Source organism: Niallia sp. XMNu-256, from assembly GCF_036670015.1.
GTDB lineage: Bacteria > Bacillota > Bacilli > Bacillales > Cytobacillaceae > Bacillus_BD.
Genome location: NZ_CP137636.1, coordinates 3,230,483 through 3,247,603 on the forward strand (window position 1 = coordinate 3,230,483; position 17,121 = coordinate 3,247,603).

Sequence of the window (17,121 nt, forward strand, 5' to 3'; positions counted from 1 at the left end):
TGAAACTATTTCATCCTGACAGTTGCCTCCATTTTCATCAGCATTTAACTGTTCTCTGTATGTCACGAATAAAGTTACGTCTTTTTTCAAATTGGTTCATCGTTAATTGGAAAACCGAATGAACTTTATGGGAATCATGAAAGGTCTTATCCTTAATGAGTCGATTCCACTCCCGAAAAATATCGGTTGGAAAAACAAGTGCATACAAAAATAACCTTTCCTGGACATAACGATGCATTGGTTTGTATGTAGCTAAAGAATGAAGCGACCAGTTCAAAAAGGGGAGAATTCGATTGGCATATTGTAAATAATCGGAGACAAGCGGTCCAACACTAATGAGATCAAAATCAATTAGAAACAACTCCCCCTTTACTGTTTTAATAAAGTTATGATGGGCTACATCCCCATGTAAGATCACTAAGGGATGTTGGAACAAAGCATCCTTTTCCCTGTGAATTCCAGCAAGTGACCACTCGGCCCATGAAATGAGTTCAGTTGTAACTTCTTTTGGTATGAAACGTGAAAGGGCTTCTAAATTTTTAATAAAGAATTGAAAGCGATCAACCCACTTGTCTTGTAAATCGTAGGTAGGTAAAACTCGTCTGTAACTTTCTACTATTTTTTCTGATGAATGATGAAATTTCTCTAATAAGACGAGTCCCTCTTGTCGATTTTCTCGGTTCTGATAATCAAAGGACCGCTGACTCGGTTCAATGTATTCAAGACAGCCATAATATTTTTTTTGAAACTGAAAATTCGGCAAATCCCTGTACAACTCATACGTAAAAGGAAAAAGACTTCTTTTTAAAGAGGAGGTAAAAGCATCTTGAATTAAAAAACTCCTTCTTGAAGAAAAACCTTTTAAAATAAAAGGAGATCTATTTAGGAATTTTACATAATAAACATGCTTTCTTATATGTTTGAATTGCTCAACCGGAGTAGGTAAACATTTTTTTAAATAGGAAAGGAGACGATTAGCAAGTTCGTCTCCTCCAACATTATTCAATCGATTCATTGCTTTCATCCCGTTGTCCAGATGTTGTTGGATAGCCGAACCCTGGAGCGTAGCCTGGCTCTCCTCCGCCAGGAATAAATGGTTGAGCAGGTCCTGGTCCTCCTCTATACCCAAATTCTGGTGAAAATGGCTGTGTTGGGCCAAAACCTCCCTGATAACCTGGCGGTACTGTGCCATAGCCTTGTGGACCCGGTCCAAAACTTCCTTCAAAAGGATAGCCTTGTGGATTTGGAAGAAACCCTCCGTCAAAACCATAACCTTGTGTCGGCATCGGCATTGGCATCGGCATTCCGTATCCAGGTTGCATTCCATACCCTCCAAATTGCGGAGTCTTTGGACCGCCACAGCCGCAATCATTTTTCTTTTGCTGATATGGCGGAAAACCTACAGGTGCCCCCATATTCATTGGCGGTGGAAAAGATGGCTGTTTTCCTCCCATACTTGCACCTTGAACTTGTGGGTTTACTTGTTCTAGATGCTGTGGATATGGTGAATTAACAGGTGTCCCATAATAGGGCTCTGGAATGTCCTGTTCCCCTAAGACCGTTGGTTGAAACCCATAAAACGGTGATGATTCTTCTAAGTTCCCCTCACCTGCAACACCTGGCATTAAATTAGATGGTAAGTATGTGCCATCTGCTGATGAATAGGGCGCTGTTTGTGGAGGCATAAAGGCTCCTTGAACTTCTGGATATGGCGATCCTTGTAATGGCGGCATATTTGCCCCTTGGACTTCAGGAAATGGCATTCCTTGTGCTGGTGGCATAAATGAACCCTGAACTTCTGGGTATGGCGATCCTTGTAATGGCGGCATATTTGCCCCTTGAGCTTCAGGAAATGGCATTCCTTGTGCTGGTGGCATAAATGAACCCTGAACTTCTGGGTATGGCGATCCTTGTAATGGCGGCATATTTGCCCCTTGAACTTCAGGATATGGCATTCCCTGTGCCGGCGGCATAAATGCCCCCTGAACTTCTGGGTATGGCAATCCTTGACCAGGCCCATAGGCTCCTTGAACTTGTGGGTATGGGGCTTGCGGCATAAATGCACCATGTGGGTATGGCATTGCCTGTGGCCCTGGATAACATGGATCATGGCATGGATTGAACACGGGTGCACACGGGTTAAATATCGGACTTACCTGTGGCATTGGCATTTTCGGGTACATATGTTGACCTCCCACATCTGGTGTTTTTGTCATTGGTGCTTTTTGAAAGTCAAAATCCATTTTCAGCGGTTCCGGAATCTTTGTTTTTTCTACTTTAGGTATTTCTAACTTTGGTGCTTCCATCGGTGATTCTGCCTCAACAATCGGTTCTATATTTGGAAGTACATTTTCCGGTGTTGGCGGTAATGGCGGTGGAACTGCTGCTGGTTCTTGAATATTCATATTGGCCATATTCGTAATATAGTAGTTATTGATGTCAATTTCAGGAATAATTGGCTGTGGGACTTTAGGTATATATGGCTTTTTCGGTTTCTCTTTTGGCTTTTTCTCAACAATTGGAGCTATAGTTTTTGGAATCTCTTTGACTTTAGGTGATTCCTTAACAATTGGTGCTTCTTTCTTTGGTACCTCTTTTTTCGGTAATACCTTTTTTGGTACTTCTTTTATTGGTACTTCTTTTATTGGTGCTACGGTATTTGGTGGTATGTTGTTTGGTGCAACCTTATTTGGCATTTCTGTGGGCAATTCTACCATGGGCTTTTCTTTTGTAAATGGATGTTCTTTAATAGGCGCTTCTTTTTTTGAACCGATATTGATATTTGCTCCACCAGTCCCTGCTTGTGTTTCTTTCTTTATATTTCCACCAGATGTTGGGACTTTAATTTTCATACCGGGCATAATCATATCAGGATTACTGAGCTGTGAATTTAATTTTTTCAGCTCTTCAAAATTCACGCCGTACTTCTTGGCGATCTTCCAAAGAGTATCCCCTTTTTGTACGATATGGATTTTCACTCTGATTTCCCCTCCTGTGCATAAGTCCATACATTCTATGTCGTGATAGGCAAAATGCTATTCTTTTTACATAACAACTTATGCGTGGGTGGGATGAATTATGTTGAAGACAAGCTCCAAAAAATAAGCCAGCCCCATCACATGGCGCTGGCATTAAGGTTTATTAATCATTTTAAAAAAAGGAAAAACGAGTTTATTTATGATTGTAGCATCCGGTCTAAAGCAAGTTTTGCCTTTTGAGCAATTTCTTGATCCACTTTGATGATATTATGAGTTTCGCCCTTTTCTATAGACTCTAAGCTCCAAGCTAAATGTGGAAGATCAATCCGATTCATCGTTAAGCAAGAACACATATACGGATTTAAAGAAACAATATGTTTATCTGAATGCTCCCCAATAATTCGGTTCACCAAATTTTGCTCTGTTCCAATTGCCCACGAGGATCCTGGTTCGGCATTTTCAATCGCATTTATAATATAATTTGTCGATCCTGCCATATCACTTAACGAAACAACCTCATGAGAGCATTCTGGATGAACGATAATCGTCATTTCAGGATATTTCTCCCTTACCGACTGAACATTAGCAACCGTAAAGTTTTCATGAACGGAGCAATGTCCCTTCCATAAAATAACTTTAATGTCCTCAATTGATCCCTCATGAACCAATTTATTTTGAATTGGATCCCAAATGGCCATCTGATCGAGAGGTACACCTAAATTAAAGGCCGTGTTCCGACCTAAATGCTGATCTGGTAAAAATAAAATTCGCTCTTTTTGTTGGAAAGCCCAAGAAACCATTTTTTCTGCATTTGACGATGTAACTGTTGCCCCGCCATGCTCTCCAACAAAGGCTTTAATCGCTGCTGTTGAATTGACATAGGTTAAAGGCAAGATTGTGTCTCCAAATGTTTCCATTAATATTTCCCAAGCTCGCTCAGTCTGATGGATGTCAGCCATGTCGGCCATAGAACAACCGGCCCGCATATCTGGTAAATAGACACTCTGCTCTTCTGTTGTTAATATATCCGCTGTTTCCGCCATAAAATGAACGCCGCAAAAAGCAATGTATTCAGCGGATTTATTTTGAGCGGATAACTGCGCAAGTACCAATGAATCCCCTTTTGCATCCGCAAACTTAATGACTTCATCTTTTTGATAATGATGACCTGGAATAAATAAACGACTGCCTAGTCTTGCTTTTACATCTCTAACGCGTGTTTCTAGCTCTTCTGTAGACATTTGCTTATAAGTTTCTGGAATTCCATTTGTCATTGTTTGTAAAATACTCATGATTCCTACCCCTTTTATTCTTTTAATCTATCATCTAGCCAATTTGCACTTTTACACTTATATCAAGTGCTTTTACGGTATGTGTCAATGCTCCTAACGAAATTACATCAACCCCTGTATCGCTATAACTCGCTAAATTATTAAGAGAAATTCCTCCAGACGCTTCAGTCTTGATACTTTCTGGAACGAGTTCAATCCACGCCTTTATTTCATCGGGTGTTCGATTATCAAACATAATCACGTCCGCTTTTGCCGTTACTGCTTCCTTTACTTGTTCCTCTGTTTCCACTTCCACTTCGATTTTGACCATGTGACCTACTTGTGCATGAACTTTCTCAACCGCTTTTGTGATCGATCCTGCAAAGGAAATATGATTATCTTTTATCATGACCGCATCATATAAACCAAACCGATGATTAACACCTCCGCCACATGTCACGGCGTGTTTTTCAAACATTCTAAGGCCTGGGGTTGTTTTTCGTGTATCAGTAATTTTTGTATGTGAACTGTTTAGAATCGTAACTGCCTCTTGTGTTTGAGTCGCAATTCCACTCATTCTCTGGATTAAATTCAACACGACCCTTTCCCCTTGCAGAAGACTTGCCACCTTTCCTTTAACCGTTGCAAAAACTTGCCCTTTTTCAATCCGGTCCCCGTCTTTGACATTTAGTTCAACTACAGCCTCTTCATCTAGCAAAGAAAAACCGATGTTAATGACATCTTCACCGCAAAAAACCCCATTGTCTTTTGCGAAAAATATAATTTCGCCTTTTTCTTCTTTTCCGAAGATCGTTTCACTCGAAAGATCCCGATCTCCGATATCCTCTATGAAAAACTGCTCAAGTTGTGATTTTAACTTTAATCTGTTCAACTCGGTCACCCTTTTTTTGTAAAATGATTTTTCTTTTCGCCCATCCTTCATCTTCTACTGGGAAATCAGCTCGCAAGTGGCCGCCTCGACTTTCTGTTCTCTTTAAGGCAGCTTTCGTTACAAGCCAAGAGCATATCAACATAAAAACTTTATTTAAATCTTCTAGTGATAAATCATCTAGATCCGCATGTAACCAATAATCAATGTGATAACTTTCAAGGTATTTCAATTGTGTTTCTAGAGTTTCTCCATTACGTGAAATCCCTGTGCTATCCATCATTGTTTTTTTGATTGTCGCAATATCCGGCAATTCAAAATGAGCGAAGATTTGTTTTTTAGGTTTTCGAGCAATCGTTTCAATTTGATTTGTGACTGGTGCTTCATTAATCCATTGCGCTAACCTTTTCCCAAAATACAATCCTTCCAACAACGAATTACTGGCTAAGCGGTTGGCCCCATGGGCGCCTGTACAAGCCGCTTCTCCAATTGCATACAAACCTGGGACGGAGGTTTGTCCATGTAAATTTGTTAAAATTCCTCCCATTAAAAAATGAGAGCCTGGTACAACAGGGATTTTCCCTTTATTAATATCAATTCCATGATCCCGACAAAGAGACGCAACCGTTGGAAAATAAGATTGAAAGTTTTTGATTGAGGAGATATCTAGATAAACAGATTTCCCTTTGCTCATGGTTTGATAAATGGTTTGCGAAACTACATGTCTTGGCGCTAAATCTTTGTATGGATGAACCCCTTCCATAATATGAGTTCCATCTTCTGTTACTAAGCGAGCACCTTCACCTCTAACCGCTTCTGAAACTAGGCCAACCCCTTTTCCACCTGCATATAGAAGTGTCGGATGAAATTGAACAAATTCCATATCCGCAAGGTCGGCACCTGCACGATATGCAAGGGCGATCCCATCACCTGTGACCGTATCAGCATTCGAGGTAAAGCTATAAACTTGCCCAATCCCTCCTGTCGCAATTACGACATGATCAGCGTGAACAGTGTATGTTCGTTCATTGGAGTCTTTCGCTTTCACACCAATGCAGCGCTCATTTTCTATCATTAAGTCATAAACAGTCATGTTCTCAGCAATTTGGATATGCTGTGTTTGCGTAAGTAAAAAGTCAACGATGGTTTTACCAGTTGCATCTCCCCCACCATGGATAATTCGTTTTTCACCATGTGCACCTTCTAGCCCGAGTTTAATGTTCCCGGATGAATCTCGATCAAAGGGGGCTCCTTCCGAAAGAAGCTCCTTAATCAATCCTGGGGCTTCTTTTGTCATTTTTGCTACAATTTCTTCGTTATTATAGTAACGTCCGGCCTCTAATGTATCTTGATAATGTTTATATGGATCATCATTGTCAGATAAAGCAACTGCAATTCCACCTTGAGCTAAGTACGAGTTACTCGTTGTTTTGTTTGATTTAGTGAAAATAATCACATTTAAATCACGGCGTAACATTTTTGCCAGTTTTAACGCAGCTATGCCACTGCCGATGATGATAACATTTGCTTTCATCTTTAATTTCATCTGCCTCTCTAAGTATCAACTTCACCTCGGAAGAATATATGCCTGGATTATATTTAGATCACTTGATTTAATCCTTTTTGAAATTCGTGACATCCGCCGAGGCTTAACTTCATTCAGCCGGATTTGACGCACCGGAATAAGAGAGAAATTTTGCATGCATCCTCCCACATACAATAGTGAAAGAGTTTTCTGAATGGAGTTAACAGGTGTCTTGACACCTATATTTACATAGTTTTAAACTGTTGACAAGTACTTTTTTAGAATTTCCATAGATTTGCTGGTAATATTAATGGTAGCAATCGGTTTAACAGTAAAGGTTCTTTTCATGATGAAAACATAAATAGTACCTTAGTAAATAAAGAAGTTGGTGGATAGGATGAAATATTTTGATTATGCAGCAAGTACTCCGTTAGATGCAGAAGCAGCTAAAGTTTATGTGGAAGCAGCAACAAAGTATTACGGGAATACAGGGAGTCTTCATGATGTTGGTTCTCAAGCCAAAGATATTTTGGAAAATTGTCGTAGAGAGTTCGCCGGAATGCTGGGAGTAGAATCGAGCGGAATTTATTTTACAAGTGGAGGATCTGAAAGTAATTTTTTAGGAATTCATGCCTTACTGTCAGCTAAGAAAAAGAAAGGGCTTCATATTATTTCAGGCGTGGCGGAACATAACTCGATTCGCAGTACGTTGGAATCCTTATCAACACAAGATTATGAGGTCACTCTTTTGCCATTAAATAAAAATGGACAAATCGATATGGAAGCTTTAAAAGCAGCGACAAAGGATGATACGGTACTTGTAGCGATTCAACACGCTAACTCCGAAATTGGCACGGTTCAGCCGGTACAGGAAATTGCTTCGTGGTGTAAAGAGAACAACATTCTTTTTCATTGTGATACCGTTCACTCTTTCGCCAAAATTGACCTTAAACCGATCACAAAATGGGTTGACAGCTTTTCGATCTCGTCCCATAAATTTTACGGACCTAAAGGGATTGGTGTTGCGTATGTCAATCCAAAGCTAGCTTGGCAGCAGCATTATCCAGGGACTTCCCATGAAAATGGATTTCGACCAGGTACAGTAAATGTCCCAGCCATCGCGGCCATGACTGTAGCGGCTCAGACTTGTCATGAGAATTTGCCTCAAACGTTAGAAAAAGCCTATCAATTGCGGGAACGTTTTTTAAAGATTTTAGAAGAAAAACAGGATTTGATTACGGTATACGGAAGCAATGGAAGTGGGCAAATCCCCTATACAATTGGACTTCGATTGCATGGGCTTGAAGGTCAGTGGGTAATGTTGGAGTGTAACCGATTAGGCTTTGCCATTTCAACTGGCAGCGCTTGTGCAACTGGTCAAAAGTCCGCCTCAAAAACGATGGTAGCCATGGAAGTTCCCGAAAAAATCGGCAAGGAATTTATTCGAATTTCATTTGGACATCATACAACTGAACAGGATTTAACTCAATTAGCACAAGGACTGCTTGGTTTAATTCGGAATGAATCTTAAGGTTTGCGGGTTGTTTGAGAGGGGAATGGATAGTGAAAAAATTAACAGCGGATGAAAGACGTGAATTTATTTTACAATTATTAAAAGAGTCGAGTGAGCCTCTAACAGGTAGTGAGTTGGCATCCAAAACAAGTGTGAGCCGTCAAATTATTGTCGGAGACGTATCACTCTTAAAGGCGCGCGATGAACCGATTATCGCAACAAGTCAAGGTTATATTTATATGAAAACTCAGGCACCAACCAACTATGTGGAACGAACGGTCGCCTGCAATCATCCACCAGAGCGTACTAAAGAGGAATTAAATCTCCTTGTTGATTATGGTGTCACGGTTAAAGATGTAAAAATTGAGCATCCCGTTTATGGTGATTTAACCGCATCGATTCTAGTGTCTAACCGTAAAGAAGTGAAACAATTTATGGAGCGAATTAAAGAAACACAAGCTTCCTATTTATTGGAGTTAACAAACGGAATCCATCTTCATACGCTCCGCGGTGCATCTGAAAAAGTGCTGGAAGAAGCAGAGAATGCATTACGAGAAGCAGGTTTTCTGATTAATACGATGGATTAACGTGGGTAGTTATACTGAAAAGAGATTTAGCGGAAGGTCGAGAACTTTTGTTACTGCCTAAGATTTTTAGTTTTCATCGACGGTGGTGTGAAGACCTTTTTCGGGGTAATGCTCATGATTTTTGGTCTTCATCGTCGCCATGAAGACCATTTTTTGATTTACGTTCAAGCTTTTTGGTCTTCATCATTGCCATGAAGACCTTTTTCTGATTTACACTTATGATTTTTAGTCTTCATCGACAGCATAAAGACCAAAAGCTTTAACCAAAAATGAAGAAACTCACCCCATTAAGAGTGAGCCTATTTTTATTTCCCCTGTAATTGATAATAAGGATAACTTCCTAAGATTTTCACTTGACAACCAAGTGCTTCAATTTCAGCAATCGCACCTGGGATTAAAACGTCATCTAGTGATTTATCGATATCAATAATAAAGAAATAGTTCCCTAACCCTTTTTTCGTCGGTCTTGATTCAATTTTAATTAAATTGAGCTGACGCCAAGCAAACGCCGATAGGACTTGATGAAGAGCCCCTGAGCGGTCTTCTGGTAATGTAATCATTAATGTTGTTTTGTAACCAACAAAGTTAGGCTTAATTGGCAATTCTAATGGCTGTTTGCATAAAAAGATAAAGCGAGTCCGGTTATAATCAAAATCATGAATATCCGGTTTAACAATCACTAGACCATATTCTTCTGCTGCCAATTCATTGGCAATCGCACCAATTGGCTCGTCTGGATGTTCCATTACATACTGGGCAGCACCAGCTGTCGATGTAAAACCTTCCGCACGCACCCCTTTTAATTCTGTATGTAAAAACTTATGACATTGTGCGATCGCATGTGTATGACTATAAATACGTTTTATATCCGTCCAGTTATCTGCTTGACTTGGATGCACCATTAAATGTTGTCGAATGGGCGCTGAAAGTTCTCCCCTAACGGGTAAATCAACCTCATGAATCAAATAGTCCATCGTGATGTTAACAGACCCTTCAAGGGCATTTTCAAGCGGTACGACCGCAATATCTATTTCATCATTCACAACTGCATCAATGCAATCTGGAATCGTTGTAAAAGCAATTGACTCATAATCTGGAAACATTTCACGAACGGCTAAATCTGTAAACGTTGCTTTTGGACCTAAATAACCTGTTTTCACTTTGTTTTTCTCCCCATTTTTTATTTTACAAATACTTTACCATGTTAAAAAATAATTGTACAAGAAAATCTCCTATTCCACCCGTTATTAGATACGATTTTAATCCTTTGAAACTAGGACGGGCTTGAGAACCCCGATTAAGAACCTTTTCATTTTTTGAAAACGAGAAGCAACCTTCAGAGCACCGCTTACGATTTCTCTCAACTTATATAAAAAAAGGCCTTAGTTCAAGCACGATTATGCACCTGAACCAAGTACCTCTACTTTTTCTACAAACTCCAATTGTCTGACCCTCGTTAACAGTTCATCAATTTCAATTTCCATATTTTCAATGTTAATGGATAAGGTGACATTTGCTCTTCCTTGTAAGGGAATTGTTTGATGAATCGTCAACACATTACAGCCGGTTGAGGCTACAGTTGTTAATAGATGTGAGAGAGTCCCAGAACGATCCTCAAGATAGAAAAATAAGGTGATGAGACGCTCCTTTACAACGGTATGAAACGGAAAGACTGTGTCGCGATATTTATAAAAAGCACTTCTGCTTAAGTCAACACGTTGAACAGCTTCCCATACAGACTCTGCTCTTCCTCTATCGATCAACTCTTTGGCTTCAATTGTTTTTTTCATCGCCTCTGGTAACACATCTTCCCGCACCAAATAAAACTTTTTATCTGGCTTTTTTTCTCTCATTTCCTCTCCCTCCTAATGGAAAAGCGCAAGCGCCTTTGTTTTAGGCGCTGGAGCTAGAAAATCATAGAAGGCTATTCGATAAATTCAAACTCAAATTCTAATAGCTTCACGATATCGCCATCTTTCGCTCCTCTTTCACGCAGCGCATCATCAACTCCCATCCCACGAAGTTGACGAGCAAAGCGTCGAACTGATTCGTCTCTTGAGAAATCAGTCATTTGAAACAGCTTTTCAACGGCATCCCCAGATAAGATATAACTTCCATCATCTCCTCTAGAAATTTCAAACTCCTGCTGTTTCGCCTCATGTTTGTATAGAACATGGTGGGCCTCTTGCTCCTCAGGTTCTGCATGAAGTGGGAACTCAGGCGTATCCTCTATCTTATCAGCAATGGCAAATAATAGCTTTTTCAACCCATTCTGTGTTAATGCTGAGATTGGAAAGACCGGATGATCTTCGGTTAATTTATTTTTAAATTCAGCCAAGTTTTCTTCGGCATCAGGCATGTCCATTTTATTGGCAACAATGATTTGCGGCCTTTCAGTCAAACGCAAATTATATTGCTCTAATTCTTTATTGATGGTCAGATAGTCTTCATAAGGATCACGGCCTTCTGTTGCTGCCATATCAATGACATGGACAATTACCCTTGTTCTTTCAATATGCCTTAAAAATTGATGCCCTAAACCGACTCCTGAATGAGCGCCTTCAATAAGCCCAGGTAGATCAGCCATAACAAAGCTCCTGCCATCCTCTGTTTCAACCATTCCTAAATTTGGGACAAGTGTCGTGAAATGATATTCAGCAATTTTCGGTTTTGCTGAAGAAACAACGGATAATAATGTAGATTTACCAACACTTGGAAAACCAACAAGTCCTACATCTGCTAAGAGCTTTAATTCAAGGACGACATCCCTTTCTTGACCAGGCTCGCCATGCTCTGAAAGCTCAGGTGCCGGGTTAGCTGGAGTCGCAAAGCGAGAATTTCCACGACCGCCTCTTCCGCCTCTTGCAATAACGGAACGCTGGCCATGTTGAGTCAAGTCAGCGATCACCGCTCCTGTTTCCGCATCTGTTACAACCGTTCCAGGGGGGACTTTGACAACCATATCTTTAGCCCCACGGCCATGTTGATTTTTTGACATTCCATGTTCACCACGAGGCGCTTTAAAATGACGCTGATAACGAAAATCCATTAACGTGCGCAAACCTTCCTCGACTTCAAAGACCACATCTGCTCCCTTTCCGCCGTCACCGCCAGCAGGTCCGCCTTTTGGAACATATTTCTCACGACGAAAAGCGACCATTCCGTTTCCGCCATCTCCGCCTTTAACATATATTTTAACTTGATCGACAAACATATAGAATCCTCCCGACTCCATTTGTGTTGGCCTTGAGCCACACAATCTTCAAATATTATGTATCCTGTTGAAATAAGACTTCTAGTGAAAACTCCTCATCACCGATTTCACCCTGTTGAATGTACACACCTGGAGACTGTTTTTCAATAAAAGTCTGTATCATTTCTGTCTTCTCTATTGTTCCACAAAAATCAAAAAAGAAACGAATTCCTTGCTCTTGTGGCTCTAGAGTTAATGATAAATGATTTTCACCAAATGGTTTAAGTGCATCATCCAGTTGTAAAAAAAACTGACGAATCCACTCCGTTACCATTTGATCGTCCAATTCATTGCATTTCATGTGATTTAGTACTTCAAATTCAATTTGAAACGAATGTGGTTCCCAATTATGAGTGAGCAATAATAAAGTAAGATTTGGGAAATTTAAGTTCGATAGTTTCGTTTCATTTTGTGCTTGAATGACAATTTCTGAAATGATTTCCTTCGTTCGATCTATTTTATTCAAGTCCAGATTTCCTTTGATTAATTGCAATTTATTTAACCAGTCATGTCGAACATGGCGTAGTAAATCAACCTTAGTCCAATCCCTATTTATCATAATGTTTGATACCCCACACATTTACTTTACTATATAGACCGCTATTTGTTAGTATATCAAAAAAATGGAAAGAGAAGTATATTTGGAGGAAAAAGAAGTTGCATCATCGCTGATTCTGTGGATTTCATAAGTTAAAAAAACCCTAACCATAAGGCTAGAGTTTTTTATAACTAGATTATGCTTCTTGAGCAGCTGGATATACGCTAACTTGCTTTTTGTCACGACCTAAACGCTCAAATTTAACAACGCCGTCAACTTTTGCGAATAGAGTGTCGTCACCGCCGCGGCCAACGTTTACTCCAGGATAGATTTTTGTTCCACGTTGACGATAAAGAATGCTACCGCCAGTCACGAATTGACCATCTGCACGCTTCGCGCCAAGACGCTTTGCGATAGAGTCACGACCGTTCTTTGTAGAACCTACCCCTTTTTTAGATGCGAAAAACTGAAGATCTAATTTTAGTAACATGTATGTTCACCTCACTCTTTGAAGGTTATTTTTATATGTTCTCCATATTGTTCTTCAATCGTCTGCAAAGAAATCACCATTCCCTCAAGTAAAAGCTGAGCCTTTTCATGAATGTCTTTCGGAAGTTTTTCCGGAAGATGACAACTCAGAAAGCCATCATTTCCTTGATGGATCTCAGGTGTAATTCCCGTTAATGCATGAATGGCATTAATCGTACCAAAGGATACAGCCGATGCACCAGCGCAGACAATATCTTTTCCATGTTCCTCAAACAATGCATGTCCGTTCATGGTAAAAGATTCAATGAAACCTTTATGGTTACGTTTGATATGAATGTCTATCATCATTTACACCTTAAGCGTTGATTTTTTCAATTACAACTTTAGTGTATGGCTGACGATGACCTTGCTTTTTGCGGTAGTTTTTCTTCGCTTTATATTTGAAAACAATGATTTTTTTTGCTTTACCATTTTTTTCAACTTTAGCTGTAACCGTAGCGCCTTCAACAACTGGGCTTCCTACTTTTACATTTTCACCACCAACGAAAAGAACCTTATCAAAAGTAACTGTTTCGCCTGCTTCAGCGTTTAGCTTTTCGATGTAGATTGTTTGACCTTCTTCTACTTTTACTTGCTTACCGCCTGTTTCGATAATTGCGTACATTGACTTGCACCTCCTCATAAACTAAGACTCGCCATTCACAGGTGATTTACTGAACGTAAATGCTTAATACCTGATCTGAGCGGTTGTAGCACGGGTGCTACAAACTAACATAAAGAATCTTAACACACGGGCAGAACCCCTGTCAATATTGATTTTTTATGATTGCAACTGAACTATTTTATAAAAAGGTTGAATGTGTTCGATTTGTTTAAAGTGAAGCGAAAAACCGAGAATTTCCTCTAATCTTTTCTTATGTTCATCCTGTTCTCCACAGAAAACGGTTTGAACCTCTTCTGTACTTTCAATGATGATTTTTTCAATATCTCTATAACGATATTCGTATAATTCTCTTTCTAGCCGAAATGCAATCGTTTCAGGGCTTGGAATACTTCCTGTACCGCTACAAACCGGACATTTTTCCATCAGACTTTCCGAGAGTGAGACCTTAGTCTTTTTTCTCGTTAATTGCAGGATCCCTAGAGGAGTAAAGCCAACAACCCGAGTCTGACGGGAATCTTTCTGTAATTCTGCTGTGATTTTATCAAGAACAAGGCGTTTCTCTTTCTCCGTTTTCATATCGATAAAGTCAATCAAAATCATACCGGCTAAATCACGGAGTCGAATCTGCCTTGCTACTTCTTCTGCAGCCAATACATTCGTTTTCAAAACCGTATCTGCTAAATCCTGTTTTCCTGAAAATTTCCCTGTATTGACATCAATGATCGTTAAAGCCTCCACTTCATCAATCACCAAATAAGCTCCATTCGAGAGCCATATGATTCGTTTAAGTGCCTTTTCTACTTCGCCATGCAGGCCATACGTGATGAAAATATTTTCATTTCCTGAATGAAGACTAATAGTCAGAGTTGGATAAACCTGTTGTAGTTTATTCATGAACGATCGGTCATCAACAATGACTTCGAGATTTTCAAGGATTGGCTTGATGATCTCAACAATATCAAGAAAAAAATGGTCGTTTTCTAGAAGCAACCCAGGCCTTTTCAATAACCCAGCCTGTGACTTTATCGTTTGATAACGTTCCCGCAAAGTTTCAATTTCCGCTATTAAAGCCTGTTGAGAAATAGTCGCACTGCTTGTACGAAAAATAAACCCTTCTTCATCTGTTTTAATGTGATATCCAAACTTACGTAAGTCCTCAGATGTTTCAATTTTTTTAGATACCGCAACATATTTGCCTTTTGGCATATAAATGATATGTTCACCTTGTAATTCAATAATTGATGTAAGTCTTGGTCCTTTTGTTCCGGTTGCATCCTTTTCCACTTGAACGAGTATTTTTTCACCTTGGTGAATAAAGCTAGAAATACTCTTTTTTTCCTTTAGCTCTTTCGCCCCTTCAGCTAAGACAAATGCCGCTAGTTTATCGCGGTGAATATAGCCGTTTTTATCATCCCCAATATCTACGAAAGCTGCATTCATCCCTGGTAATACCTTTGTAACCGTTCCAATATATATATTTCCAACAAGGGACTCCTGTTTTGGTTGTTTAACTTGGAGGATCTCCACCTTTGACTCATCTAATAGAGCAAACCGCTTTTCCCTTGTTAATCCATTAACAATCAATTTTTTCAAGATTCTAGCCTCGCTTTTACATATAAAACAGAAAATAGAGTGAACATCAATTGTGTTCACTCTTCACTGTTATTATGACTTTTTAATAAGGATAAAGCAACTCGCTTATTTTGTCAGAGTGGCGTTTATCTACAAAATAGGCGTGAAGTAATTCATTTTCGTCGAGTTGCTCCGTTTCCTTGTCTTCTTTTTCAATAATAATTAAATGTTTGCAGCCGCGCTGGAATTGTTCGAGAACCGTTGAGATTGACTCATCTTCATGAACATGAATCGGTATGAGAGATTTAAAATCAACCTTATTTCCATAAAACCTTTCAAGTAAAAAGCGCACAAATACGTAATGCCTTTGTTTCCATTCATAGTAAAGGGAGAAGGTTAAAAAACTTGTGATTACCCATAAATTAATATTAATAGGTTGAATGATCAACAAACAGATGAAAAAGGCTACTAGGCTGACAATGGAGATAAAAATCGTCTTTTGATGGGCTATTGGGAAAGATTCCTTTTTGGATCTCCATAAATAAATAAGCTTTCCTCCATCAAGAGGCCATATTGGTAATAGATTAAAGACGAGGACCATTAAGTTAAATTCAATAAATTGTCGGTAAAAATCAGCTGAAATCCAATAAAATTCATGTAAAATAAGAGCAATTCCCATCATCCAAATATGTTGAAATGGACCTGCCAAGGTGACAATCAACTCTTCTTTCAATGGTCGATTCCCATGTTCATCCACCTCCGCTACCCCACCAAATGGGAGCATGGAAACGCGTTTGATCCGCCAGGAAAAATGGGCCGCTGCCAAAGCGTGTCCGAGTTCATGGATAAAAATAATAAGCAAAAAAAGAGACAGCTCAAGAAAATGACCTGTCATTATCGATAATGCCATCACAAGCCATAACAAAGGATGTATATGAATTTGTTTGAGAACACCTAATCGTCTAATCAAATTGAATCACCTGGATTGGATCGACAAAATCATCACCTTCTTTAATCGCAAAATAGAAGGAGCTATTTGTTCCATCCTCATAATCTGTTGCTTTTCCTACGACTGTACCCTTTTCAATATACTGGTAAAGAGTCACGTCCACTGAGCTTAAATTGCCATACCATGACTTTCTTTTATCTGGATGCTGAATGACAACGGTTTGTCCAAACCCTTCTTTTTCGCCAATTTCAAGGACGAGTCCACCATTCATTGCTTCAACATTCGCTCCTTTTCCCGTTTCAATTGTAATCCTTTGTCCATTTTCACCGAACTCTTCTAGAATTCTGCCTGAAGCTGGTAAAGCATAATGAGGCCGATTATCCCCTCCATCAACGACTTCTGTTTGATTATCTGTTTCGGTTTTTTCAGGAAAAAGAACAATCGGTTTTCCAAAGGTTGTTTCATACCAATCAGAAACAGCTGCAAATTGAAATTCTTCATTCATTGAATCTGTGACAAAGTTGCGTGCTGGTTCAAGGGCTGGAGTTTGATTGCGGAATACAATCGCTATGACTAGTACAAGAATGGCAGATGCTAATATTTTAAAGATAAAAGCCTCTTTACTAAATAATGGATGGTTGTCCTCTTCGATTGGGCCACTTTCATAAGAGGTCATTGAGTCAAATCCATATCGTTCCTCATCTTCCAACCATGGGATCTTTGCTTGTTGCGATTCCGACTTGCGGCGGAGATCGGGTTTCCGCGGTTCCACTTTTCTTGCCATTCTTTCCCGTTGCTTTTTCCTTTTTTCAATTCTTCTTCGAATCTCATCACTACTTGGACGCATAATTTCCACCATTCTCCTTATACGACATTTAGTAGTACAAGTTTAT

The 17,121-nt window shown here is 39.5% G+C and carries 17 protein-coding genes and 1 other annotated feature; of the genes, 2 read left to right on the plus strand and 15 right to left on the minus strand.

Annotated elements, in window-relative coordinates; genetic code table 11:
* Positions 1-37: 37 nt before the first annotated feature.
* The 5 genes from R4Z10_RS16470 to nadB form a co-directional block, all read right to left on the minus strand.
* A complete protein-coding gene (locus R4Z10_RS16470; RefSeq protein ID WP_338470378.1) occupies positions 38-1,015 on the minus strand; it encodes a phosphotransferase in 978 nt (325 codons plus the stop codon).
* On the minus strand, positions 999-2,978 hold the full coding sequence (safA, locus tag R4Z10_RS16475; protein WP_338470379.1) for a SafA/ExsA family spore coat assembly protein: 1,980 nt from the start codon (positions 2,976-2,978) through the stop codon (positions 999-1,001). The genes R4Z10_RS16470 and safA overlap by 17 nt, the downstream gene beginning before the upstream one ends.
* A 197-nt stretch (positions 2,979-3,175) precedes the next feature.
* A complete protein-coding gene (gene nadA, locus R4Z10_RS16480; protein ID WP_338470380.1) occupies positions 3,176-4,270 on the minus strand; it encodes a quinolinate synthase NadA in 1,095 nt (364 codons plus the stop codon).
* Between the two features lie 34 nt (positions 4,271-4,304).
* Complete coding sequence (nadC, locus tag R4Z10_RS16485) at positions 4,305-5,141, minus strand: carboxylating nicotinate-nucleotide diphosphorylase (RefSeq protein WP_338470381.1); 837 nt, start codon at positions 5,139-5,141, stop codon at positions 4,305-4,307.
* Positions 5,110-6,672 (minus strand): L-aspartate oxidase, encoded by a 1,563-nt coding sequence (gene nadB, locus R4Z10_RS16490; RefSeq protein ID WP_338470382.1) that lies wholly within the window; start codon positions 6,670-6,672, stop codon positions 5,110-5,112. Before nadB ends, nadC begins: the two co-directional genes overlap by 32 nt.
* A gap of 388 nt (positions 6,673-7,060) precedes the next feature.
* On the opposite strand from nadB, the gene R4Z10_RS16495 reads away from it, so the two are divergent.
* Together R4Z10_RS16495 and R4Z10_RS16500 are read left to right on the plus strand one after the other, a co-directional pair.
* Positions 7,061-8,194 (plus strand): IscS subfamily cysteine desulfurase, encoded by a 1,134-nt coding sequence (locus R4Z10_RS16495; protein ID WP_338470383.1) that lies wholly within the window; start codon positions 7,061-7,063, stop codon positions 8,192-8,194.
* A 32-nt stretch (positions 8,195-8,226) separates the two neighbouring features.
* Entirely contained in the window at positions 8,227-8,763 is a 537-nt protein-coding gene (locus tag R4Z10_RS16500) for a transcription repressor NadR (protein ID WP_338470384.1), read from the plus strand.
* A gap of 305 nt (positions 8,764-9,068) precedes the next feature.
* Here R4Z10_RS16500 and pheA read toward each other — a convergent pair whose 3' ends face one another.
* The 10 genes from pheA to R4Z10_RS16550 form a co-directional block, all read right to left on the minus strand.
* Positions 9,069-9,923: a prephenate dehydratase gene (gene pheA, locus R4Z10_RS16505; RefSeq protein ID WP_338470385.1), complete on the minus strand. Its 855-nt coding sequence runs from the start codon at positions 9,921-9,923 to the stop codon at positions 9,069-9,071.
* A 237-nt stretch (positions 9,924-10,160) separates the two neighbouring features.
* Entirely contained in the window at positions 10,161-10,616 is a 456-nt protein-coding gene (locus R4Z10_RS16510; protein ID WP_338470386.1) for an ACT domain-containing protein, read from the minus strand.
* Positions 10,617-10,687: 71 nt separating this feature from the next.
* A complete protein-coding gene (gene obgE, locus R4Z10_RS16515) occupies positions 10,688-11,977 on the minus strand; it encodes a GTPase ObgE (protein WP_338470387.1) in 1,290 nt (429 codons plus the stop codon).
* 55 nt (positions 11,978-12,032) lie between these two features.
* On the minus strand, positions 12,033-12,575 hold the full coding sequence (locus R4Z10_RS16520) for a Spo0B C-terminal domain-containing protein (RefSeq protein ID WP_338470388.1): 543 nt from the start codon (positions 12,573-12,575) through the stop codon (positions 12,033-12,035).
* 175 nt (positions 12,576-12,750) lie between these two features.
* Entirely contained in the window at positions 12,751-13,044 is a 294-nt protein-coding gene (rpmA, locus tag R4Z10_RS16525; RefSeq protein ID WP_338470389.1) for a 50S ribosomal protein L27, read from the minus strand.
* A gap of 11 nt (positions 13,045-13,055) precedes the next feature.
* Positions 13,056-13,388 (minus strand): ribosomal-processing cysteine protease Prp, encoded by a 333-nt coding sequence (locus tag R4Z10_RS16530; protein ID WP_338470390.1) that lies wholly within the window; start codon positions 13,386-13,388, stop codon positions 13,056-13,058.
* Positions 13,389-13,398: 10 nt separating this feature from the next.
* Positions 13,399-13,707: a 50S ribosomal protein L21 gene (rplU, locus tag R4Z10_RS16535; protein WP_338470391.1), complete on the minus strand. Its 309-nt coding sequence runs from the start codon at positions 13,705-13,707 to the stop codon at positions 13,399-13,401.
* Positions 13,708-13,721: 14 nt separating this feature from the next.
* Positions 13,722-13,802 (minus strand) — a sequence feature (ribosomal protein L21 leader region).
* 61 nt (positions 13,803-13,863) lie between these two features.
* Positions 13,864-15,300, minus strand: coding sequence for an Rne/Rng family ribonuclease (locus R4Z10_RS16540; RefSeq protein ID WP_338470392.1), 1,437 nt, complete (start codon positions 15,298-15,300; stop codon positions 13,864-13,866).
* Between the two features lie 82 nt (positions 15,301-15,382).
* Positions 15,383-16,189, minus strand: coding sequence for a M50 family metallopeptidase (locus R4Z10_RS16545; RefSeq protein WP_338470393.1), 807 nt, complete (start codon positions 16,187-16,189; stop codon positions 15,383-15,385).
* A gap of 52 nt (positions 16,190-16,241) precedes the next feature.
* On the minus strand, positions 16,242-17,075 hold the full coding sequence (locus R4Z10_RS16550; RefSeq protein WP_338473264.1) for a M23 family metallopeptidase: 834 nt from the start codon (positions 17,073-17,075) through the stop codon (positions 16,242-16,244).
* Between the last annotated feature and the right edge of the window lie 46 nt (positions 17,076-17,121).

Excerpts from the sequence above, each read along its gene's own strand:
- R4Z10_RS16470 (WP_338470378.1), bottom strand. The coding sequence starts at position 1,015 with ATGAATCGATTGAATAATGTTGGAGGAGACGAACTTGCTAATCGTCTC.
- nadA (WP_338470380.1), bottom strand. The coding sequence starts at position 4,270 with ATGAGTATTTTACAAACAATGACAAATGGAATTCCAGAAACTTATAAG.
- nadB (WP_338470382.1), bottom strand. The coding sequence starts at position 6,672 with ATGAAAGCAAATGTTATCATCATCGGCAGTGGCATAGCTGCGTTAAAA.
- R4Z10_RS16495 (WP_338470383.1), top strand. The coding sequence starts at position 7,061 with ATGAAATATTTTGATTATGCAGCAAGTACTCCGTTAGATGCAGAAGCA.
- R4Z10_RS16510 (WP_338470386.1), bottom strand. The coding sequence starts at position 10,616 with ATGAGAGAAAAAAAGCCAGATAAAAAGTTTTATTTGGTGCGGGAAGAT.
- obgE (WP_338470387.1), bottom strand. The coding sequence starts at position 11,977 with ATGTTTGTCGATCAAGTTAAAATATATGTTAAAGGCGGAGATGGCGGA.
- R4Z10_RS16520 (WP_338470388.1), bottom strand. The coding sequence starts at position 12,575 with ATGATAAATAGGGATTGGACTAAGGTTGATTTACTACGCCATGTTCGA.
- rpmA (WP_338470389.1), bottom strand. The coding sequence starts at position 13,044 with ATGTTACTAAAATTAGATCTTCAGTTTTTCGCATCTAAAAAAGGGGTA.
- R4Z10_RS16530 (WP_338470390.1), bottom strand. The coding sequence starts at position 13,388 with ATGATAGACATTCATATCAAACGTAACCATAAAGGTTTCATTGAATCT.
- rplU (WP_338470391.1), bottom strand. The coding sequence starts at position 13,707 with ATGTACGCAATTATCGAAACAGGCGGTAAGCAAGTAAAAGTAGAAGAA.
- R4Z10_RS16545 (WP_338470393.1), bottom strand. The coding sequence starts at position 16,189 with ATGGCATTATCGATAATGACAGGTCATTTTCTTGAGCTGTCTCTTTTT.
- R4Z10_RS16550 (WP_338473264.1), bottom strand. The coding sequence starts at position 17,075 with ATGCGTCCAAGTAGTGATGAGATTCGAAGAAGAATTGAAAAAAGGAAA.